Below are 21,037 nucleotides of genomic sequence, written 5' to 3'. Positions count from 1 at the left end.
ATCGTGTTTCCACCAGAATGCTAGGGCGGCAATTCTCCAGTCGTACGCTGAGGTCGTCTTCTATGGACTTAGTAAGCACTTCGGTTACTTGCCACCACTGTTGTTAGATCTGTTTGCTGAACGTATCTCCGTATTCAGCACACAGTTTCTACTATCTTCCAGACAGATCGGCGCCCTATATGTTATCTATTTGATCTGTTCTGGTCGGTAGAGGGTTCGGTCGAGATTGTGGACGATACACGCAAGGGCGAGTTCACGAAACTGGTTCCACCAGCGTCGTGAACAGACGAACGCACCGTATTTGCGCTTGAGTTGAGAGTTCACCGTTTCGCTCTGGTTCCGTTAGCCGTCGAGGTCGGCATCCAGCCGCACGTTCTATGTTTTTGGAGTGATGAGAACTCACGGTGTATGATGAGTGGACGAAAATCCACCCATCCGTTCTCCGAGACGTCACCGGGACTACCGTCACAGAGTACTTCCGGCCGAGTTGGACGACCACCTCCTCGACGTGGGATTGTCCGCTGGCAAGAGTTTTCTCGACGCGGAACTCCCCGCGATCAAGACCCGGAGTCCATCAGCAGCGAGGGAAAGCGCGAGGCCACAAGCACGACTTCGCGGGGAAGAACATTGATGAATTCCACACGGACGACGAAATCGCGCCAATTATGGCCTACTCACCGGCGACGAGTACGGGCAGAGACGGTTACAGCTCCCGATAGAGCAATCCCTCGAGCGCCGGGCCCGACAGCACGTCGCCCTCGTGGGTGAACCGCGAGCCGTGGCAGGGGCAGTCCCAGGTCCGCTCGGCGTCGTTCCACCGGACGAGACAGCCCATGTGCGGGCAGGTCGCCGAGACGGCGTGGACGGTTCCCTCCTCGTCGCGGTAGAGTCCCATCGATCCGCCCGTCCGCCGGACGATTTCGGCGTCGCCTGGCGCCGGGAGGTCGTCAGCCCCGTCGGCGCCGAGCGACGCGAGCGCGGCCTTGATCCGGTCGCCGACGAAGCTCCCGCCGACGGTCGCGTTTTCCTCGAGGAACGTCTTCGCGCCGGATTTCGTCGGGAGCCGTTGAGGGTCGAACACGTCGGCCCACGGATTCGATCCCTCGACGATCAGATCGGAGAGGATCATCCCCGCGGCGGTGCCGCCAGTCATCCCCCAGCCTTTGAACCCGGTGCCGACGTAGACGTGCTCGGACAGCGGGTCGATCTGTCCGATGAAGGGCACCTGGTCGACCGGCGAGTAGTCCATCGTCGACCAGCGGTACTCGATCGACTCGACGGCGAAGTGCTCGCGGGCGAAGGCCTCGCACCGACGGTACCGTTCGGAGGTCGGCACTCCGTCGACGCTCGGCTTGTGGCTCTGGCCGCCGACGAGGAGGAGGTCGCCGTCTTCGGCACCGTCGCCAGACCCGCTCCCGTCGCCGCTCGCCCGATAGGTCCGGATCGTCGCCGGCGGCGAATCGGTGCTGTAGTACATCCCCTCGGGCGGTGTCTCCGCGATCCGGACCGCGAGTAGGTACGCGCGATGGGGGTGCATCCGCGAGAAGTAGCCCGCCCGATCGAAGAACGGGAAGTGCGTCGCGACCACCACGTCGTCGGCGACGATTTCGCCGCGCTCCGTCTCGACGCGACACGGAGACCCCGGATCGATATCGAGCGCGCGGGTCTCCTCGAAGACGTGGCTGCCGTCGCCGTGGACCCGTTCCGCGATCGCGAGCAGGTACTTCCGCGGGTGGAACTCCGCCTGGTCGTCGAACCGGATCGCGCCGTAGTCGTCGAACGGCAGCGGCGTCTCTTCGACGAAGGCGGCCGGGAGACCGACTCGCCGGGCCGCGTCGACTTCCTCGCGGATCCGCTCGGCGTCGTCTGCCGAACCGGCGTAGGTGTACGCTTCCGTCCGGCGGAAGTCGCAGTCGATGTTCTCGTCCTCGACGCGGCGCTCGACCGCGTCGATCGCCGCCTCGTTCGCGTTCGCGTACTGTCTCGCCTTCTCTTTCCCGAACTGGGAGACGAGCGCGTCGTAGAGCAGCCCGTGCTGGGAGGTGAGTTTGGCCGTCGTGTGCCCGGTGGTGCTCTCGACGATGCGGTCCGACTCGACGACGGCGACGGTCCGGCCGGCCTCTTTCAACTCGATCGCGGCGGTCAACCCGGTGATGCCGCCGCCGACGATCGCCACGTCGACGTTCAGGCCGTCTTCGAGGGGACCGTACTCGGTCGTCGGCGTCGTGGCCAGCCACAGCGACTCCTGGCGCGGGGACTCCGGTGGGGTTGCGTCCGGCATTGGGATCAGCGTTCCGGCTGTCTACGCCCAGCTACAAGGAACGGAGGGCTGAAACCGCTCGCTCGCGGCCCGCGGCTCGCTCGAAGGACCGGAATAACGGTTCACCGTTGTTGTTGCCGCGTCGGGATTCAACTGTGGCGAGGTCGTACGGTATCTCGGACCGACGCGGCTCCCTTAGTACACCATGTCGACCCACCAATCCGATTCGACGCGACGGAGTGACGACGATCGCGGTACCGAAACGAGGCTTCCCTTCCGCGCGAAGCGAGCCGGCTCGACGCTCGCCGGCACCGCGCGGAACGGCTCGCTCGCCGTCCTGACCGGTGGTGCGCTCCTCATGCGCGCGGTCCGGGCGGCGTCCCGGAACCGGAACCGAAGCGGCGCCCGAGCGGCGGCGCACCTCCTCGCCGGCGCGGCGCTGTTCGCCGTCGGCCTCAGACAGCGCCGCTCGGCCGACGGCTCCGGCGACTCCGACGGCGGTCTGTCCGCCTTCGGCGGGACCGAATCGGAGGAGTCCGACGACCAGGCGACACACTCCAAGACGGTCGCCGACGACGCCCGCGCCGCCCGCGAGCGCGACGACGTCATGAGTCAAGACGAGACGAACCCGCGCGGCGTTTCGGGCGAATCTGACGTGGAGACGGTCACCGGAGACGACGAGGGGGACGTCCGGTTCACGACGGGAGGCGAGGAGCCGCGCCCGAAGCCCTCCCTCGACGACGCGGAGCGGACGGACCCGCGGGTCGACGACGGCGAAGACGGGAGAAACGAGGGCGTCGAGATCGACCTCTCGGACGCCGCGATGGCCGACGAGGCCAGCGAGGCGACCGGCCCGACTCCGGAGCAGTCGTACCCGGCCCGCGAGGGGACCGACCCCGAGCCGACGTCGGAGAAGGCTCCCGAGCGGCGGGGTAGCGGGGCCGTCGCGAACGCCGATCGGGACGCCGCGGATCGCCAGGCCGAGGACGAAAATGGAGACGGGACAGCCGAAGACGAGTCCGAGCGGTGACGTGGCGACGTCGCCGTCGGACCGCAGCTATCGACGGCGCCGCGTTCCTCACCCGAATTCGAGCGCGCGCCGAACCCCGTCCGCGATCCGGTCGGCGTCGGGCAGATAGTCGTCCTCGCGGGCGAACAGCGGGACGGGCACGTCGTAGCCGGTTACCCGCTCGACCGGAGCCTCGAGGTAGAGAAACGCCTCCTCGTTGATGCGGGCGGTGATCTCGCCGGCCATGCCCGCTGTCCGAGGCGCTTCGTGGACGACGACGCAGCGGCCGGTCTTCTTCACCGACTCGGCGATGGTCTCCGTGTCGAGCGGATAGAGCGTCCGCGGGTCGACCACCTCGGCGCTCGCGTCGACGTCCTCGACGGCGTCGAGGGTCTCGCGGAGCATCGATCCCCAGGCGACGACCGTCACGTCGTCGCCTGGCTCGACCACGCGCGCCTGGCCGAGCGGGATCTCGTGGTCGTCGGGGACCTCCTCGCGGAACGAGCGGTACAGCCGCGTCGGTTCCATGAAGACGACCGGATCCGGATCGCGGATGGCCGACGTGAGCAGCCCCTTCGTCTCGGCCGGCGAGGAGGGGAAGACGACCTGTAGGCCCGGCACGTGTGCGAACCCGGCCTCGAAGCTCTCGGAGTGCAGTTCCAGGGCGTGGATGCCGCCGCCGTAGGGCGCCCGGATCGTCATGGGACAGGTAATCGTCCCCCGAGTGCGGCTCCGGATGCGCGCGACGTGTTGGGCCAGCTGATGGAACCCCTGGTAGAGGAAACTCTGGAACTGGATCTCCGGGACCGGTCGCATGCCGGTGGCCGCGAGGCCGACGCCCATGCCGACGATGCCCGCCTCCGCGACCGGCGAGTCGAACACCCGGTCGGGATAGTCGTCGATCAGCCCCTGCGTCGCCCGGAACACGCCGCCAGCTCGGCCGACGTCCTCGCCGTAGACGACGACGTCGTCGTCGCGCTCTAGCTCCGCGTCCAGCGTGTCGCGGACGGCTTCGACCATCCGGAGGCGTTCAGCCATCCACACCACCCCCTCGTCCGTCGGCCTCGAACGCCGCGAGTTGGTCCTCGAGTTCGGGCGGCAAGTCGGCGTAGACGTGGCGGAACATGTCCGCCGGATCGAGCTCCTCGCGAGCCGTCCGCGCCTGGTCGATCGCGTCGGCGAGTTCGGACTCGATCCGGTCGTCGATCTCGGCTTCGGTGTCCGCGTCGAGGATCCCGCGGTCTTCGAGGAACATCTGGAAACGGACGATGGGGTCGCGGGCCTCCCACTCGGACTCCTCCTCGTGTTCGCGGTAGGCGGAGGGGTCGTCGGAGGTCGTGTGCATCGACCGCCGGTAGGTGAGCGCCTCGATGAAGACCGGATCGCCGTTCCGGGCCTTCTCGATGGCTTCCTGTGCGACGCGGTAGACGCCCAAGACGTCGTTGCCGTCGACCTGAATGCCCTCGATGCCCGCCGCGATGGCCTTCTGGGCGAACGTCTCCGCTTCGGTCTGCTTCTCGGTCCCCGTCGAGATGGCGTACCGGTTGTTCTGACAGACGAAGACGGTCTGGGCGTCGTAGACGCCGGCGAGGTTCAACGCCTCGTAGACGTCGCCCTCGCTGGTCGCGCCGTCACCGAAGTAGGTGACGGCGACGGTCTCTCTGTCCTGCAACGACTCGCCCCAGCCGACGCCGACGGCGTGTAACGGCTGGGACCCGACGGGAATGGCCGGCGGGAGCGCCCCCTTCCCGCCCGGGATCTCGGCGCCCTCCTCCATCCCCAGTGCGTACTGGAGGATCCGCTCGGGCGGCGTACCCCGGACGAGGAGCGCGGGCTGTTCGCGGAACGACGGGACGAGCCAGTCGTCCTCGGCCATGGCGAATGCGGTGCCGACCTGGGCGGCCTCCTGGCCGATCGCGGGCGCGTACGTCCCAAGTTCGCCTCGGCGCTGTAACGCGATAGCGCGCTCGTCGAGCCGGCGCGATCGCTTCATCGCTTCGTACAGTTCGAGCAACTCGTCGTCGCTCAGTTCGGGGACCAGGTCCTCGTCGACGGTCTCCTCCTCGGAGAGCACCTGAACGGTCTCGATAGTGAAATCGGCAATTTCCTCTCGCGGCATGGGACCGAACTAGGCGCTCGAGGCAGTTAGCACACGGCCCGGCATATTGCTTCGAGACCGTCCCTGGCGCCGTTCGCCTCCGGAAAGGCCGCGTCAGCGGAGGTCGGCCCGCCGGGGTTCTATCCTCGCTCGGAGCGTACGGACCCTATGCGTACGAGTAAGACGGTCCTCATCACCGGCTGTTCCTCGGGCGTCGGGCGCGAAACTGCTCGCCGGTTTCTCGCCGCCGGCTGGACGGTCTACGCGACCGCCCGCGAGCCGAGCGACCTGGCCGCCCTCGAGGCGGCCGGGGCCCTGACCGATCGGCTCGACGTGACCTCGTCCGACGACGTCGAGCGAGTCGTCGATCGAATCATCGACGAGCAGGGCCGGCTGGACTGCCTCGTCAACAACGCCGGGTTCGGCCAGCTGGGCCCCGTCGAGGACGTGCCGATCGAGAAGGTCCGCGAGCAGTACGAGGTGAATACCTTCGGTCCCCAGCGGCTGATGCGCTCCGTCCTGCCGCAGATGCGCGAGCAGGGTGCCGGGACGATCGTCAACGTCACGAGCATCACGGACCGGTTTCCGATCGCCGGACTCGGGAGCTACAGCGGCTCGAAGGCCGCGCTCGCGACCGTCAGTCAGACCCTTCGTCAGGAGGTCAGCGAGCAGGGGATCGACGTCGTCATCGTCGAGCCGACGGTCGTGGGGACGGACTTCTACGACCGGGCGCGCGACGAACTCGTCGACGTCGATCACAACGCGGCGTACACCGACCTCTACGAGGTGCTCGAACTGCTCCACACCGCCAAGGCCGGCGGCGTCGGGATCACCGCCCCCGAGGCGGTCGCCGAAACGATACTCGAGGCGGCGACCAGCGACGACCCGAAGGGGCGATACGGGGTCGGCTGGCCGGCCAAGGCCGGCGCGGTCGTCGCGGCCGTGCTCCCTCCGTCGTGGCGGACGTCGCTCCTCGCCGCTTCCGTCCGGCTCTCGACGACCGAGCCGGTAAAGAAAGTCCTCGCCTGGTGGTTCGCGCGGAATCATCGGCCGGAGTGACCGTCTCGTAGCGGCGGAAAATGGGCTTTGTAACGGCCTCTCGAACGCGTCCGTAGAGCAACCGTGAGCGACTCCCAGTCCCCGCCGGAGACGGAGATCCGAGACCCTGCGGCCCTGTTCACCTACGACCTCGCGGCCGTCTACGACATGGAGGTGAAGCTGGTCGACGCTCTGGCCGACCTGTCGGAGACGGCCACGAACGATAATCTCAGCAAGGGCTTCGCGCTCCACCGGACCGAGACCGAGACGCAGGTCCGCCGCGTCGAGGACGCGTTCGACGCGCTCGGCGCCGAGCCGACCAGGCGGGCCGACCCGCTCGTCGACGGCCTGATCGCGGCGCAGGCGCAGGTCGAGGGCGACGTGGCGGACGCCGCCCTCCGGAACCGCCGGTATCTCACGCTGGCGATCCAGACGGAGCAAATCGAGATCACCAGCTACGAGGGGCTGCTCGCGACGGCCGCGAAGGCGGGACTCGGAGACGACGTCACGGACCCGCTGGCGGCCAACCTCGGACAGGAGGAGAAAACGCTTCGGAAGCTCGAGGCGCTCGCTGGCGCGGGCGGTCCGGATCTCGGCCGGCTCTGGCGGCGGATCACGAGCGCGTGACGGCTCCTGAGTCCGATTCGGCGCATCGACCCCGTCCCGAGTAGGGGCTCATCGCGCCGATTCGAGGGTGTGCAACACCTCGCTGGCGTAGACGGCGGCCGTGATCCCGCCCGCATCGTACTCCTCGGCCCAATCGGTCAGCACCTCGTACTCGCCGAACGTCTGACCGTCGGGGTCGAGGAGGCTGGCCGAGAGTTCGTCGCCGTCGTACCCGCCGCGGACGAGCGCCGTGTACCCGCCCGCGACGATGCCCATGCTCCGCCCGTTTCCCTCCGAAATCGTCTCCCCGACCACGTGTTCGAGTTCGAGGACCGTGTCGCCGTGCAGTTCGGCCTCCGCGAGGTGCTCGACCGCGATACCGGCGTCGACCAGGAACTCCTCGAGCGCGGCCGGCTCGTCGAGGGTCACGCCGTCGGCGCGCTCGATGCCCGCCGCGACGACGTCGAACTCGTCTTCGACCGGCAGACTGCCCGACGACTCGTCGTAGACGTCGTCGAACACCGGCGGCTGATCCTTGGCGTCCTCGAGAGTCTGATCGGTGCAGCCGGCGACGGCGACCGCGACGCCGAGGGCGGCGCATCGGTCGAGATAGGTTCGTCGATCCATGTATTTCCAACTTCAGACACGTTCGTTCGGAAGACGGTCGCAGCGGGACTGTCGATTCGGTCGGTTCGACCGGCTCTAGGCCGACGTCGCGGAAATAACTCCGGTCGGGAAATACAGGGCCAAGTCCTTTCCATCGATCCGACGTGAATCCCATCGATGGCGTTGGAATTCTACGATCAGGTTCTCGTTCTTCTCGGGTTGATAATACTGGGGGTCGGTGCGATACCGCGGTTCGTCGAGAACAAGCCGCTCACGAGGCCGCCGATCTACGTTCTTTTCGGATTCCTTATCTTCTGGTTACCGCTCGGGTTGCCCTCGCTCGATCCGCTATTGCAGGGCGAGTTCGCCGAACGGCTCGCCGAACTCGGCGTGATCATCGCGCTCATGACCGCGGGGCTGAAGATCGACCGCCCGCCGGGGCTGCGCGACTGGGCGTCGACCTGGCGGCTGCTCGGGATCACGATGCCGCTGACGATCGGCCTGGCCGCCGTCGTCGGTTGGTGGGCCGGCCTGGCGATCCCGACGGCGGTGCTGTTCGGGGCGGTCATCGCGCCGACCGATCCCGTGATGGCCTCGGAGGTGATGGTCGAGGGCCCGGAAGGAAGCACCGAAGACCGAGAGCGCGAGGACGCCGACGGCCACGAGGACGAGGTGCGATTCGCCCTCACGTCGGAAGCGGGGTTGAACGACGGCTTCGCGTTTCCGTTTACCAACCTGGCGGTCGCGATGGCGATCGCGGGCGCCGCGCCGGGGAACTGGCTCGGCGAATGGATTCTCGTCGATGTCGTCTTTCGGATCATCGTCGCGCTGCTCGGCGGCCTGGTATTCGGCTGGCTGCTCGCGAAGGTGGTCTTCGCCGGCGTCCCCGACGCGCCGATGGCCACGTCGGTACTCGGGCTTCAGGCGCTCGGGGGAACGTTCGCCGTCTATGGCCTGATCGAGTTCCTCGGCGGCTACGGCTTTATCGGCGTCTTCATCGCCGCGACCGTGTTGCGCAACTACGAGTACGACCACGTCTACTACGAGCGGTTGCACGATCTCTCCGAGATGAGCGAACAGTTGCTACTTGGCGTCATCATGACGCTGTTCGGCGGCCTCATCGCCCACGGGCTGTTCGCGCCGCTGACGTGGCGCCTGGCCGTCGCCGCCGTCCTCGTCGTCTTCGTCGTCAGGCCGCTGTCCGGGCTCGTCGCGCTGATCGGGTTCGATCGCAGTTGGACGGAGCGGACGATCATCTCCCTGTACGGACTGCGGGGCATCGGGACGCTGTACTACCTCGCGTTCGGGCTGAACGAAGCCGCGTTCCGGGACCCCGAGGTGATCTGGGCGCTGTCTGGTCTAACGATCCTCGTCTCGGTCGTCCCGCTCGGGTTCAGCGCCACCCCTGTCGTCGAAGAGTGGCTCGGCGAGGAGGAACCGATGGAGGACTGGCAGGAGGAACCGTATGAACACGTGTGACGGCCGCGGGCCGTTCGGACGGACGCTCGCTGGTCCGCTGGCCCGCCGGGCCGCTTCGATTCGGCCGATCAGCATTTGTAACAGTCATGAGTACTGTCGAGAATTTTTATCCGGGGATCCGTTGTGGCTTCGCCCATGGTAGATGTCGCAATCGTCGGCGGCGGTGCCGCCGGTCTGAGCGCAGCCCTGTTCACTGCGAAAAACGGCCTCGAGACCGTCGTCTTCGATACCGACGAGACGTGGATGCACAAGGCCCACCTGTTCAACTACCCGGGAATCCGGAGCATCAGCGGGAGCGAATTCATGGAGCTCACGCGCGGCCAGGTCCGCGACCGCGGGGCCGACGTCCGGGTCGGCGAGGAGGTCACCGACGTGGAACCGAGCGACGGCGGCTTCCGAGTCGAGACCGCGGACGACGAGTACCGGGCCGACTACGTGGTACTCGCGACGGGTGCCGACCGCTCCGTAGCCGAGGATCTCGGCGTCGATTTCGACGACGAGGACACCGTCGACGTCGACCTCGATATGGAGACGAGCATCGATAACCTGTACGCGACGGGCGCGATGGTCCGGGCCGAGGAGTGGCAGGCCGTCATCGCCGCGGGCGACGGCGCGTCGGCGGCGCTGAATATCCTCAGCAAGGAGAAGGGCGAGCACTTCCATGACTTCGACGTACCCGACGACGTGCCGTGATCGAGCGGCAAGCGCGGGAATCGATCGCGACGTTTCACCCGCGGCAGATCGGCGGAATCGAGCGATCTCGCCGCACCTGCGTGTTCGGGGTTGACGACTAAGCCGCTGGTCGGTGGTGATCTACCTGTATGCCGATGAACGATCTCCACGAGCTGTTCGTCCACAAGCTCGCACAGCAGTACTACATCGAACAGGAACTCGTCGAGACGCTCGACGAGATGGCCCGCAACACGACCAACGACCGGATGAGCCAGGGCTTTGCCGACCACCGAGACGAGACGCGAACGCAGGTCCAGCGCCTCGAGGACGTTTTCGCGGCGCTCGACCGTCCTGCGGAAGCCCGCGACTGCGCCCTCCTCGACGGGCTCGAGGAGGACCGACGCGAACTCGAGGCTCAGATCGAGGACGACGAGATGTTGAACATGGTCTACCTGAACGCGGGGATGATGACCGAGCGCGTCGAGATGACGGCCTACGAGGGGCTGACGACCCTCGCGGAGCAGCTCGAACTCGGCAACGACGTCCAGCGGCCGCTCGAATCCAACTACGACGAGGAGAAATCCGCCTTCCGCGAACTCGAGACGCTGGCGACGGCGAAGGACATGAAGTCGCTGTGGGACCGGCTAACCCCGTCGTAACCCGGACCCGTGCTACGCACCGACACCGGGGAGCTCCCCGGTGACCACCCCTACGCGAGCGCCGCCACCGTCGGCGACGGGTCGCGGGCGCTCGTCGTCCTTCCGGGCATCGGCGACGCGATGTTCCCGGGGACGTATCCCCCGTTTTCCGGCTGGACGCTCGCGCCCTACTTCGCGCGATACCTCGACGACTACGCGGTCTACCTCCTCAGCCGTCCGCGCGGTCTCCCGGCCGGGTACGACGCCGACGACGCCGTCGCGACGCACCGCCTGGCGCTCGAGGCGATCGCGGACGAGCACGAGGCGATCGACGTCGTCGGCGTCTCGATGGGTGGACTGATCGGGCAAGAACTGGCCCGCCGCCGCCCCGACCTGGTCGACCGGCTCGTCCTCGCGGACAGCGGTTACCGGATCGACGAGGACGCTCGCCCGACGGTGCGGCGGCTCGAGTACTACGCCCGAGAGCACGACTGGGCGTCGCTCCGCTCTGCACTCGCCGTCGCGATGTTCTCGGACAGCCGCGCGATCGCCTACCCGCTGACGCTCCAGACCGTCGGCCGATTCGTCCAACCCCGACCGGCCGATCCCGCGGACGTCTGGCGCTCGCTCGAGTTCGCCCTCGAGTTCGACGGCCGCGACCGGCTCGCGGAGATCGAGCGACCGACGCTCGTGTTCGGCGGCGGCCGCGATCCGATCTTCCCGCCGCCGATCGCCCGGGAGACCGCGGCGCTGATCCCCGACGGCACCGTGTCGCTCGCGCCGGGTGCGAAACACGCCGCCTTCCACGAACGAAAGGTGACGTTCGACTCCCGGGTTCGGTCGTTCCTCGAGCGCTGATTCTACTCGGTCAGCTCGAATCCCGCTCGCTCTCGTGCCGCGACCCACTCGTGGACTCGCGGCCAGGCGTCCGCGTGTGCTTCGCGCGAGACCGAGAGGCCGACGTGACCGACCGGCGATTCGAAGATCCGCGTCTCCGCGCTGGGAATCGCATCGAGGAAGGGAACGCTCGCCGACCGCGGCACGAACGCGTCGTCGCGGCCGATCACGAGCGCGACCGGCATCTCGATTCGGTCGAGGTCGACCGCGTGTCCGAGCAGTTCCCATTCACCTTCGAGCAGCCGGTTCTCGAGCAGAAGGTCCTCGACGAACTCCCGATAGGCGGTGGCCGGGAGCGCGGGGCCGCCCCGCACCCAGTCGAGTTTCCGGCCGTACTCCTCGACGGTCGCGTCGTCGTCGAGCCGGTCCCAGAGCCGCAGCGGGTTCGTGACGGCGTATTCAACGGGTTTCCGCAGCGCCAAGACGAGTTCGAGCAGCGGCGTGGGGACCGTATCGAACGTCTCCGCGACCAGGCCTGGGTCGTGCTCGGCGGCCAGGGTGCGGAACAGGTCCATTCCGTCCACCTCGTCCACGCTACGTTCGGTGTCAGGCTCGCCGTCGGTGTCGCCGTCGCCGAACGCCAGCGGCGGCCCCTGAAGCAGGAGCGTCCGCACGGTCTCGGGAAAGACGCCTGCGTACCCGGCCGACAGCGGTGCACCCGTCGAGTACCCCAACAGGTGGACCGCCTCGGCGCCGGTCTCCTCGCGCGCGACGTCGACGCAGTTGCGGAGGTACCGGACGACGTAATCCCCGAGGCCGAGCGAGCGGTCGATCGGCGACGCGTCGCCCCAGTCGACGACGTAGACGGGGAAGCCGCGCTCGCAGAACCCGCGGATCACGCTCCGATCCGGCGCGAAGTCCAAGATCGAGGGATCGTTGATGAAGGCGTAAGCGATCACGACCGGCGCGTCGCGGACGGACCCGCCGCGCGGCTCGTACCGCCGGAGCCGAACCGGCGATTCTTCGTAAACGACCTCGTACGGCGTCTCGTCCGGCTCGGCGGTCGCCAGGCGAGCCAGCTGCGCGGGCGCCTGGCCGAGCTTCATCGGCGTCCGCGCCGCGCGGTCGGCGGCCTGGCGAGCGAACTCGTGGGGTAGCATTCGGTGTGGGCCGATAACGCACCGAAGCCGTTTGAGTCCGCGACCTGCGCGTTCGCCGGATCGTAACCGCTCCGTACCGCGCCGGAAGTGAGATACTGTTAAGTCGGATACCTGATTAGGTGGTGCCAGCAATGGAATACGACGCGGTCCTGTTCGACTTCGACGGGGTCGTGGTCGAGAACCCCTCGTCCCAGCGACTGTACGATGCGCTCGGCCGAACGTACGAGCGACTCGGTCGCTCTCGACCGGCGGCGGAGACGGCGGCCGAGACGGTTCAGGAACTGATGGGCGGCGACTTCGAGTCGATCGCCCGGCGCTGTCACAGCCTCGGCATCGAGACGGACGCGTTCTGCGCCCAGGCCGCTCGCGAGATGGTCCGCGCCCAGCGCGAATCGGTCGAACGCGGGCTGCGCTCGGCCTACGACGACGTCACTGCCGTGCGATCGCTCGACCAACCCCTGGGAATCGTCAGCGACAACCACCCGACAGTCGTCTCGACGCTGCTCGACCGGTTCGGGCTCCGGTCGCTGTTCGAGACCGTCTACGGCTGCCCGCTGACCCCCGACGGCCTGGCCAAACGCAAGCCGGACCCGACGAACATCGAGGCCGCGATGACGTCCCTCGAGGCCGAGTCGGCGCTGTACGTCGGCGACAGGGCCGTCGACGTGCGGGCGGCCGACAACGCGGGCATCGATTCGGTGTTGCTCTCCCGATCCGGTGAAGCCGACGACGACCGGGCCGACATCGGAGTGGAACCGACCTATCACCTGCCGTCGCTCTCGCAGCTGCCGTCGATTATCCAGTAGTCGGTCGCGCCTCCGCGGCGCCTCGCGTTCTCACCGGTAGATGCGCGTCCGGAACAGCCGGGGCCGCAGGTCGCCGTCGGCGGCCGAACCGGTGGCAGATTCGTGGTCGCGCTTTTTCAGCCTGCTCGCCGTACATTCGGTATGGAATCCGACGCCGACGACACCTGGACGGACCTCCGCACCCAGTGCGATGATCTCGATCCGGGCGCGGAACTCCTCACGCCGGTCTCCGAGCGGCCGTTCGAGATCGAGCGGACCGCGGGCGATCGGATCGTCGTCCGGTTCGGCGACAGCGGCGAGCGGCGCCCGCTCTGGCGCGAACAGTTCGTCGTCTTCCTCGAGCAACTCGACGAGGGAACGGTGCCGATCGCGGAGCTTCCGCCAGGCGTCGAGCCCTACGCCAGCGTCGTGACCCTCGCCGCGGAGTACGCCGCCGACGAGGAGGCGATCAGGTACGACCCGGACGACGCCGTCGGCGGGGAGAGTCCGTACCTCGTCCCGGCGCCGGACGCCCGGACCCAGCCCGAGCGCGTCCACGACGACGCGATGCTGCTGGCCGCGCTGCTCGAGCGCTTGGACACCGACGCGGACGAGCCCGCGGCCCTCGCCACCGACGCGCTGACCGACCTCTACGTGCTCGCGTCGGACGTCCAACACGGCGCCGATCGGGTGCGCCGGTCGGCGCGGGAGCCGCTGCTCGATCGGCTCGGGCCGGACCAGACGCTGCACGGACGGTACGGGACCGTTCGGCGGACGACGCGAGAGCGCCGACAGCCGAAGGACGCGGACACGATCTTCGACGCGCTCGACGAGCGTGGCATCCCCCGCGAGTGGGTCATGGGCGTCGACCAGGACAGGCTGGATGTCGTCCTCGCCGTGACCGAGCTCGAGGAGGACGAGGTCTACGACGTCGACGAGGACGTCTACGTCCAGAAGACCGGCGTCGACGAGGACGAGAAGTACTCGCGGCTCCAGGGACTCGCCGACCGGATCGACGACCTCGAGGGCGCCGAAGGAGAGGCCCTACGCGACGAACTGGACGCCATCGAGGACCGCCTGGAAGCGGCGCTGTCCGCGGGCTAACCGGAGTCGAACCGTCCGTAGCTCTTTTCGAACTTCGCTTCGGCGGGAACGGCGGCGATGCGACCAGGCGACCGCTCCGAGTCGGCGCGCCGGCACTGCGGCGAGATACTGGCAACCCACAAACCCTTTTGGCTGCACGCCGCCTACGTCAAATCATGTACGTGCGGGACGCGAAAAACAGGGAAGAGGTCTGGTTGCTGGATCACATCGAGTCGATGGGGCTCGACGAGACGGCGTTCCGCTCGCGCGACTACGTCGTCGCGGTCGACGAGGAGACCGGCGAGAAGGCCGGCTTCGGCCGTATCCGCGTCCACAAGGACGACACCGGCGGCGTCTGCGAGCTAACCAGCATCGGCGTCCTCGAGGGCTGGCGCGGTCAGGGCGTCGGCGCCCACGTCGTCGAACGACTCGTGGAGTACGCCAGCGACGAGGGGTTCGACACCGTCTACTCGTTGACCGGCGAGGGCGCCTACCTCGCGCAGTTCGGCTTCCAGCGGATCGGGGAGTCCGATCTGCCGCCCGTCCTCCGAGAGCGGCTCGAAGCCAAGCGCGAGGGCATTGATCCCGACGCGGTGCCCCTGGCGATCGACGTCGCCGAGTTCCGGATGCCCGACCGGCTCCGCGAGGCGTTCAAGCGCGCCCCCGAGGGCCGCGAGGACGCCGACGACGAGGAGGCGGCCGAGGACTTCGGGATCGATCCCGACTCGGCGACGTACAAGTACGATACGGGTCGGTGAGCGATCGACGAGTGCCTCCCCGACGCTGGTTCAGGTCCGGTCTGGTCCGGGCCGGGCCCGTGGCCGAACGCTCGTCACCGGTTCGGGCCGGAGCCGGCGGGCCGCCGGTGGAAGTCGTGCCGAAACGCGAGCCAGGCGATGGCCGAGAGAAACAGGATCGGCGGCAGGATCGCGAAGGTCCACAACGGGTCCAGCCCCCAGAGGAGCAGGAGGATCAGGTTCCCGACCCCGAGCACGAGAAACGGGGCGACGTAGCGGGCGGCGCGGCGGCGATCGCCGACGCCGTCGGACGGGATCGACGGCTCTGTGTCCGCGGCCATACGCGAGGCGTCGACGGCCCGCGTCATAAGCGGTTGTGGCGATTCAGCGAACAGTCATGACATCTAACGGCTCCGATTCGACGGTCGAGAACGGTCGTATCGAGATCGAAGAATCCGACACCTCCGACGACGCCGACCCGAACGAGCGCGATCGGGTCCGCGTTTGGCTCGTCGAACGGACCTACTCGGACGACGAACTCAACCTCATCATCCTGGTGTACGCGACCGAAGACGGCCGACGCTATCACCGCCGCGAGCGGGCGCTGACGAGTTTCACCGGCCCCGCTCGCGAGACGAAGGCCGGCCTGGCGGTCGCGCCAGGCGAACTCGGGACGGTCGACGATCCGGAGACGCGGGAACGCTACGCCGAGGAGGCGTCTCGGATGGCCGCCGAACACGATCCGGACGATACCGTCTGACGGCGCGGGCCCGGACCGAGGGGTCGGTCGCGGAAACTTGACGTGTTCATCAAAGTTCAAGCCCCGGCCCGTACACGATAAACATAATGTTCGATCCCGACGAACTCGAGGAGATCCGTGCCGGCAAGGAGGAGTGGCACGAGGCGGAAGTCGAACCGGTCCTCGAGCGGTTCGGCGAGCGCAAGGAAACCTTCACGACGGACACGGGAGGCCAGGCGGTCGATCGGCTCTACACGCCGGCCGATATCGACGACCTCGACTACGAGGCGGATCTGGGGAACCCGGGCGAGCCGCCGTACACGCGTGGGGTGTACTCGACGGGGTATCGCGGGCGGCTGTGGACGATGCGCCAGTACGCCGGCTTTTCGACGCCGGCGGACACCAACGAGCGCTATCACTACCTCCTCGATCAGGGGCAGACGGGGCTGTCGATGGCCTTCGACCTGCCGACCCAGATGGGCTACGACTCCGACGCCGACATGGCCGCCGGCGAGGTCGGGAAGGCCGGCGTCGCGATCGACTCCCTGGACGACATGGAGACCGTTTTCGACGGCATTCCGCTCGACGAGGTCTCCACCTCGATGACGATCAACGCGCCGGCATCGGTGCTGTTGGCGATGTACATCGCCGTCGGCGACCAGCAGGGCGTCGACCGAGAGCAGCTGCGGGGAACGATCCAAAACGACCTCCTCAAGGAGTACATCGCGCGCAACACCTACATCTATCCGCCCGAACCGTCGATGCGGATCATCACGGACATCTTCGAGTTCTGCGCCGCGGAGACGCCGAAGTTCAACACCATCTCCATCTCGGGGTACCACATCCGCGAGGCGGGGTCGACGGCCGCCCAGGAGCTCGCGTTCACCCTCGGCAACGGGATCGAATACGTCGAGGCGGCGATCGACGCCGGTCTGGACGTCGACGAGTTCGCGCCCCAACTCTCCTTCTTCTTCAACGGCCACAACAACATCTTCGAGGAGGTCGCCAAGTTCCGCGCGGCCCGCCGGATGTGGCACGACATCATGGAAGAGCGCTTCGACGCCGAGAACCCGAAATCGAAGCAGCTCAAGTTCCACACCCAGACCGCCGGCTCGATGCTCACCGCCCAGCAGATCGAGAACAACGTCGTCCGCGTGGCCTACCAGGCGCTCGCGGCCGTCCTCGGTGGCACCCAGAGCCTCCACACCAACGGCAAGGACGAGGCGCTGGCCCTGCCGACCGAGGAGTCGGTCCGCACCGCCTTGCGGACCCAGCAGATCCTCGCCCACGAGTCCGGCGCGGCCGACACCATCGACCCGCTGGCCGGCAGCTACTACGTCGAGTCGCTGACCGACGACGTCGAGGCAGAGGCGTACGAAATCCTCGAGGAAGTCGACGAGCGCGGCGGAATGCTCGAGGCCGTCGAACAGCAGTGGGTCCAGCGCCAGATTCAGGACACCGCCTTCGACCGGCAGAAGGAGATCGAGGAGAAAGAGCGCGTCATCGTCGGCGTCAACGAGTTCGAGGTCGACGAGGAGCCCGAGATGGACGTCCAGGAGGTCACTGAGGAGGACGAGCGGCGCCAGATCGACGGTCTCGAGACCGTCCGCGAGGAGCGCGACGACGAGGCCGTCGACGCGGCCCTCGAAGCGCTACGCGACGCGGCGCGGGGCGACCAGAACCTGATGCCGTCCATCATCGACGCGGTCAAGGCCTACGCCACGGTCGGCGAGATCTGCGACGTCATGCGCGAGGAGTTCGGAGAGTACCAGCCAGGCGGCGCGGTTTGATCGACGCGGACGGCGGCCGATCGACGCGTCGTTCGGCTGCCAGCGATTCGTCGTTGCTCGACTGACAAGTGTCGTGACGAGGTCGGTGAATACCACGAGGAAAGTAGTCTCCGAGCGACTGAATGGGATATTAGAATCGGGTAACAGGATCGATACATCGCGAGTAAAATCGATTTACGGTCGCCACCGCCCGGTGATTGCGATCCAATCCGTCGTTGAGCGGGGAATTCGGGGGAACGGTCGGATCTGTTTATCCTCATATCAGCCGACGGCGCCGTTGTGAGTCAGACATGAGTGAGACTCCTGACGAGCGAACGACGTACGGGACCGAGTCAGACAGGTATCCGTCGGCCTCCCGCCGGCGCGTCCTGCAAGCGGCCGTGGCCGCGGGCGGCGTCGTCGGCCTGAGCAATCTCGCACTCGCGCAGGACACCGAGACGATCGAGCTCGGCGGCGAGACCAGCGGCTGGCAGGGCGTCGCGCCCGAGGACATCGCCGACGAGACCAACCCCACGCTCGAGCTCGAGGAGGGGACCACGTACGAGGTCACGTGGGAGAACCTCGACGGCGCTCCGCACAACTTCGTCATCGAGAGCGAGGACGGCGAGGAGCTCGAATCGACCGAGATCATGAGTTCCCAGGGCGAGACGCAGACGCTCGAGTTCGAGGCGACGAGCGACATGGCGGTGTACTTCTGCGACCCCCACCGGCCGACGATGAACGGTGAGATATCGGTCAGCGGCGGTGGCGGTGGCGCCGCTCAGGAGGAGCAGCAAGATGGCCAACAGCAGGGGTTCTTCCAGGCCGGCACGGAGATCGGCGTGCAGATGATCGCCGAGGGGATGACCGCGCCGACGGACATGGCGGCCGCCGACGAGGAGCAGACCCGGTACTTCGTCGCCGACCAGACCGGCGAACTATGGGTCGTCACCGACGACGGACTGCAGGACGAGCCGTTCCTCGACGTGGGCGATCGGATGGTCGAACTCGGCACGTTCCAGGGCGAATACGCCGACCCGAACCAGGACTACGACGAACGGGGGCTGCTCGGCGTCGAACTCCACCCCGACTTCTCGGAGAACGGTCGCTTCTTCGTCCACTACAGCGCGCCGCCGAACGACGAGACGCCCGACGGCTGGAGTCACGTCGAAGTCGTTTCGGAGTTCCAGGCCAACGACGACATGAGCCAGGCCGACCCCGAGTCGGAGCAGGTCCTGATGGAGTTCCAGAAGCCTCAGTTCAACCACGACGCCGGCCCGATGGCGTTCGGACCCGACGGGTACCTGTACATCCCGATGGGCGACGGCGGCGGAGCGAACGACGACATGGAGGGTCACGTCGACGACTGGTACGACGGCAACGAGGGCGGAAACGGGCAGGACGTCAGCGAGAACCTGCTCGGCAGCGTGCTCCGCATCGACGTCGATAGCGAGGGCGACGACCGGCCGTACGGCATCCCGGACGACAACCCGCTGGTCGACTCCGACGATGCCCTCCCCGAATACTACGCGTGGGGCTTCCGGAACCCGTTCGGCATCTCGTTCGACAGCGACGATCGACTGTTCGTCTCCGACGCCGGCCAGGACCTCTTCGAGGAGGCGAACATCGTCGAAGCCGGCGGCAACTACGGCTGGAACGTCAAGGAAGGGACCCACTGCTTCAGCACGGAGAGCCCGGGCCAGCCGCCGGAGGACTGTCCGGACTCGGCCCCCGACGAATCGCCCTACGACGGACAGGAACTCCAGGACCCGATCGTCGAGTACCCCCACGTCTACGGGGACCAGGTGGTCGGCATCACGATCATCGGCGGCCACGTCTACGAGGCCGGCGACATCGGGGAATTAGACGGGAAGTACATCTTCGGCGACTGGACGTCGGATCCGGCGCGGGAGTCGCCAGCGGGGACACTCCTCGCGGCGTCGGAACCCGACGACGGCGCCGGTGATACGGGCGCCGAGGCCAACGAAACCGCGGCCAACGAAACGGGGAACGTCTCCGAGAACGCGACCGAAGACACCCAGGACGAGCCGATCGAAGGCGAGGACAACGAGAGCGACGGCAACGCTACTAACGAGACCGCAGGCGACGAGGCCATGGCCGACGCAGGTGCAGCGGGCCAGGACCAGGTCGTCCCGCGCGACGAACTCTGGGACATGGAGGAACTCCAAGTTGCGGGGACCGAGGACGGCTCGTTCCCCTACTTCGTTCGGCAGTTCGGACAGGACGGCGACGGGAACGTCTACGTGCTCGCGAATCAGGAGGGCGTCCCCGAAGGTGACACGGGCGCGGTCATGCAGATCGTCCCGCCGGACGAGGGCGACTCCCTGTCGGCCCCCGAGGGCGACGCCCCCGAGGGACAGGGAGGTGACGGAAACGAGACCGACGAGAACGCGACGGAAGACACGCAGGACGAGCCCATCGAGGGCGAGGGTAACGAGTCCGCGGGCAACGAGTCCGCAGGCGACGGGAACGCCACTGACGAGTAACGGCGCGGTCGGTCGCGTTCGCCCCGAAACCGCTTTTTCTTCGCTACGACGGCGCCGTCGCTCGTCGCTCGCCGGGTCCGCCTTGATTACGGCCGCCGCCGAACCCCCGGCCATGAGCACCGACTCGACGACCGGAACGGTCGTCGCGCAGGGGGCCGACGTGCCGGCACTCGGCCTCGGCACCGCGCGCATGACGGGTGAGGACTGCCGGCGGGCCGTCGAAACCGCCCTGGCCCTCGGCTACCGCCACGTCGACACCGCCCGGCTGTACGACAACGAAGAGGCGGTCGGACGAGCGCTGACCGAGAGCGAGATCGACCGCGAGGACGTCTTCGTCGTGACGAAGGTCCATCCCGACGACGCCGCCCCGGACGACGTCCGCGCGTCCGCGCAAGGGAGTCTCGACCGGCTCGCGCTCCAGACAGTCGATCTCTTCCTGTTGCACGGGCCGAGCGACGACGTCCCGCTCGCGGACACCATCGGCGCGATGAACGCCCTCCAGCGCGACGGCCTGGTCGATCACATCGGCATCAGCAATTTCGGGGTCGAGGGGCTCGACGCCGCGCGGGAGTACTCCGAGACGCCGATCGTCACGAACCAAGTGAAGTACCACCCCTACCACCGCCCCGACGACCTGCTCGCGTACTGCATCGACCACGAGATCCTGCTGACGGCGTACAGCCCGCTCGCGGAGGGCGCCGTCGCCGGCGACGAGCGCCTGGCGGCGATCGGCGAGCCCCACGGGAAGTCGGCGACCCAGGTGGCGCTGCGGTGGCTCCTCCAGCAGCCCTCCGTCGCGGCCATTCCGAAGGCGGCGAGCCGTGCACATATCGAGGCGAACGCGGACGTCTTCGACTTCGAACTCTCGCCCGACGAGATGCGCGCGGTGTTCGAGGTCGGCGGCGAGTTATCGGAGCGCCTGGCCGCCCAATTGGAGTTGGACCGATGAGTAGGAGTCGACCCGATCGACCGAATCGACGCGGCCGAACCGAACGATAAATCATAATAATAACG

20 protein-coding genes and 1 pseudogene are annotated in these 21,037 nt (G+C 67.5%); 14 read left to right on the top strand and 7 right to left on the bottom strand.

What is annotated here, in order from left to right; all coding sequences use genetic code 11:
- Positions 1 to 186: 186 nt before the first annotated feature.
- Both BMY29_RS04430 and BMY29_RS04425 read right to left on the bottom strand, forming a co-directional pair.
- A pseudogene (locus BMY29_RS04430) lies at positions 187 to 428 on the bottom strand (IS5/IS1182 family transposase); the annotation flags it as partial.
- Between the two features lie 275 nt (positions 429 to 703).
- The gene (locus BMY29_RS04425; RefSeq protein WP_049990902.1) at positions 704 to 2,281 is read right to left on the bottom strand and encodes an FAD-dependent oxidoreductase; all 1,578 of its coding nucleotides are present in this window, start codon (positions 2,279 to 2,281) and stop codon (positions 704 to 706) included.
- 184 nt (positions 2,282 to 2,465) lie between these two features.
- On the opposite strand from BMY29_RS04425, the gene BMY29_RS04420 reads away from it, so the two are divergent.
- A complete protein-coding gene (locus BMY29_RS04420) occupies positions 2,466 to 3,290 on the top strand; it encodes a hypothetical protein (RefSeq protein ID WP_083402516.1) in 825 nt (274 codons plus the stop codon).
- Positions 3,291 to 3,338: 48 nt separating this feature from the next.
- Here BMY29_RS04420 and BMY29_RS04415 read toward each other — a convergent pair whose 3' ends face one another.
- Together BMY29_RS04415 and pdhA are read right to left on the bottom strand one after the other, a co-directional pair.
- A complete protein-coding gene (locus BMY29_RS04415) occupies positions 3,339 to 4,307 on the bottom strand; it encodes an alpha-ketoacid dehydrogenase subunit beta (RefSeq protein ID WP_049990827.1) in 969 nt (322 codons plus the stop codon).
- Positions 4,300 to 5,388: a pyruvate dehydrogenase (acetyl-transferring) E1 component subunit alpha gene (pdhA, locus tag BMY29_RS04410; protein WP_049990826.1), complete on the bottom strand. Its 1,089-nt coding sequence runs from the start codon at positions 5,386 to 5,388 to the stop codon at positions 4,300 to 4,302. The genes BMY29_RS04415 and pdhA overlap by 8 nt, the downstream gene beginning before the upstream one ends.
- Positions 5,389 to 5,535: 147 nt before the next feature.
- On the opposite strand from pdhA, the gene BMY29_RS04405 reads away from it, so the two are divergent.
- Positions 5,536 to 6,426 carry an SDR family oxidoreductase gene (locus tag BMY29_RS04405; protein ID WP_049990825.1) on the top strand — a complete coding sequence of 297 codons (891 nt, stop codon included), beginning with the start codon at positions 5,536 to 5,538 and terminating at the stop codon, positions 6,424 to 6,426.
- Positions 6,427 to 6,489: 63 nt separating this feature from the next.
- Positions 6,490 to 7,032 carry a YciE/YciF ferroxidase family protein gene (locus tag BMY29_RS04400; protein ID WP_049990824.1) on the top strand — a complete coding sequence of 181 codons (543 nt, stop codon included), beginning with the start codon at positions 6,490 to 6,492 and terminating at the stop codon, positions 7,030 to 7,032.
- A 48-nt stretch (positions 7,033 to 7,080) separates the two neighbouring features.
- Here BMY29_RS04400 and BMY29_RS04395 read toward each other — a convergent pair whose 3' ends face one another.
- Positions 7,081 to 7,638 carry a DUF8159 domain-containing protein gene (locus BMY29_RS04395; protein ID WP_049990823.1) on the bottom strand — a complete coding sequence of 186 codons (558 nt, stop codon included), beginning with the start codon at positions 7,636 to 7,638 and terminating at the stop codon, positions 7,081 to 7,083.
- A 156-nt stretch (positions 7,639 to 7,794) separates the two neighbouring features.
- On the opposite strand from BMY29_RS04395, the gene BMY29_RS04390 reads away from it, so the two are divergent.
- From BMY29_RS04390 to BMY29_RS04375, 4 genes are all read left to right on the top strand, one after another.
- Positions 7,795 to 9,096, top strand: a complete 1,302-nt coding sequence (locus tag BMY29_RS04390; RefSeq protein WP_049990822.1) for a cation:proton antiporter — start codon at positions 7,795 to 7,797, stop codon at positions 9,094 to 9,096.
- A gap of 135 nt (positions 9,097 to 9,231) precedes the next feature.
- On the top strand, positions 9,232 to 9,789 hold the full coding sequence (locus tag BMY29_RS04385) for an FAD-dependent oxidoreductase (RefSeq protein WP_049990821.1): 558 nt from the start codon (positions 9,232 to 9,234) through the stop codon (positions 9,787 to 9,789).
- A 134-nt stretch (positions 9,790 to 9,923) separates the two neighbouring features.
- Positions 9,924 to 10,427 (top strand): YciE/YciF ferroxidase family protein, encoded by a 504-nt coding sequence (locus BMY29_RS04380; protein WP_081985481.1) that lies wholly within the window; start codon positions 9,924 to 9,926, stop codon positions 10,425 to 10,427.
- Positions 10,428 to 10,436: 9 nt separating this feature from the next.
- Positions 10,437 to 11,264 carry an alpha/beta fold hydrolase gene (locus tag BMY29_RS04375; protein WP_049990819.1) on the top strand — a complete coding sequence of 276 codons (828 nt, stop codon included), beginning with the start codon at positions 10,437 to 10,439 and terminating at the stop codon, positions 11,262 to 11,264.
- Between the two features lie 2 nt (positions 11,265 to 11,266).
- Here BMY29_RS04375 and BMY29_RS04370 read toward each other — a convergent pair whose 3' ends face one another.
- Positions 11,267 to 12,403, bottom strand: a complete 1,137-nt coding sequence (locus BMY29_RS04370) for an alpha/beta fold hydrolase (RefSeq protein ID WP_049990818.1) — start codon at positions 12,401 to 12,403, stop codon at positions 11,267 to 11,269.
- A gap of 131 nt (positions 12,404 to 12,534) precedes the next feature.
- On the opposite strand from BMY29_RS04370, the gene BMY29_RS04365 reads away from it, so the two are divergent.
- The 3 genes from BMY29_RS04365 to BMY29_RS04355 all read left to right on the top strand — a co-directional run bounded on the left by BMY29_RS04365 (position 12,535) and on the right by BMY29_RS04355 (position 15,029).
- Entirely contained in the window at positions 12,535 to 13,209 is a 675-nt protein-coding gene (locus tag BMY29_RS04365; RefSeq protein WP_049990817.1) for an HAD family hydrolase, read from the top strand.
- Between the two features lie 141 nt (positions 13,210 to 13,350).
- The gene (locus BMY29_RS04360) at positions 13,351 to 14,292 is read left to right on the top strand and encodes a DUF7983 family protein (RefSeq protein ID WP_049990816.1); all 942 of its coding nucleotides are present in this window, start codon (positions 13,351 to 13,353) and stop codon (positions 14,290 to 14,292) included.
- A 155-nt stretch (positions 14,293 to 14,447) separates the two neighbouring features.
- Positions 14,448 to 15,029, top strand: coding sequence for a GNAT family N-acetyltransferase (locus BMY29_RS04355; RefSeq protein ID WP_049990815.1), 582 nt, complete (start codon positions 14,448 to 14,450; stop codon positions 15,027 to 15,029).
- 74 nt (positions 15,030 to 15,103) lie between these two features.
- Here BMY29_RS04355 and BMY29_RS04350 read toward each other — a convergent pair whose 3' ends face one another.
- On the bottom strand, positions 15,104 to 15,349 hold the full coding sequence (locus tag BMY29_RS04350; protein ID WP_049990833.1) for a DUF8142 family protein: 246 nt from the start codon (positions 15,347 to 15,349) through the stop codon (positions 15,104 to 15,106).
- 56 nt (positions 15,350 to 15,405) lie between these two features.
- Here BMY29_RS04350 and BMY29_RS04345 point away from each other — a divergent pair, with 56 nt between their 5' ends.
- From BMY29_RS04345 to BMY29_RS04330, 4 genes are all read left to right on the top strand, one after another.
- Positions 15,406 to 15,768: a DUF7967 family protein gene (locus tag BMY29_RS04345; RefSeq protein ID WP_074854627.1), complete on the top strand. Its 363-nt coding sequence runs from the start codon at positions 15,406 to 15,408 to the stop codon at positions 15,766 to 15,768.
- 86 nt (positions 15,769 to 15,854) lie between these two features.
- Positions 15,855 to 17,537 (top strand): acyl-CoA mutase large subunit family protein, encoded by a 1,683-nt coding sequence (locus BMY29_RS04340; RefSeq protein WP_049990814.1) that lies wholly within the window; start codon positions 15,855 to 15,857, stop codon positions 17,535 to 17,537.
- Between the two features lie 290 nt (positions 17,538 to 17,827).
- Positions 17,828 to 20,023 carry a PQQ-dependent sugar dehydrogenase gene (locus BMY29_RS04335; RefSeq protein ID WP_049990813.1) on the top strand — a complete coding sequence of 732 codons (2,196 nt, stop codon included), beginning with the start codon at positions 17,828 to 17,830 and terminating at the stop codon, positions 20,021 to 20,023.
- A 112-nt stretch (positions 20,024 to 20,135) separates the two neighbouring features.
- A complete protein-coding gene (locus BMY29_RS04330) occupies positions 20,136 to 20,972 on the top strand; it encodes an aldo/keto reductase (RefSeq protein ID WP_049990812.1) in 837 nt (278 codons plus the stop codon).
- The last annotated feature ends 65 nt before the right edge of the window (positions 20,973 to 21,037 follow it).

It is taken from the genome of Natrinema salifodinae (genome assembly GCF_900110455.1).
In the GTDB taxonomy this organism is placed as follows: Archaea; Halobacteriota; Halobacteria; order Halobacteriales; family Natrialbaceae; genus Natrinema; species Natrinema salifodinae.
Note: the sequence above shows the minus strand (reverse complement) of the source record. Positions and strands in the feature narration are given on the sequence as shown.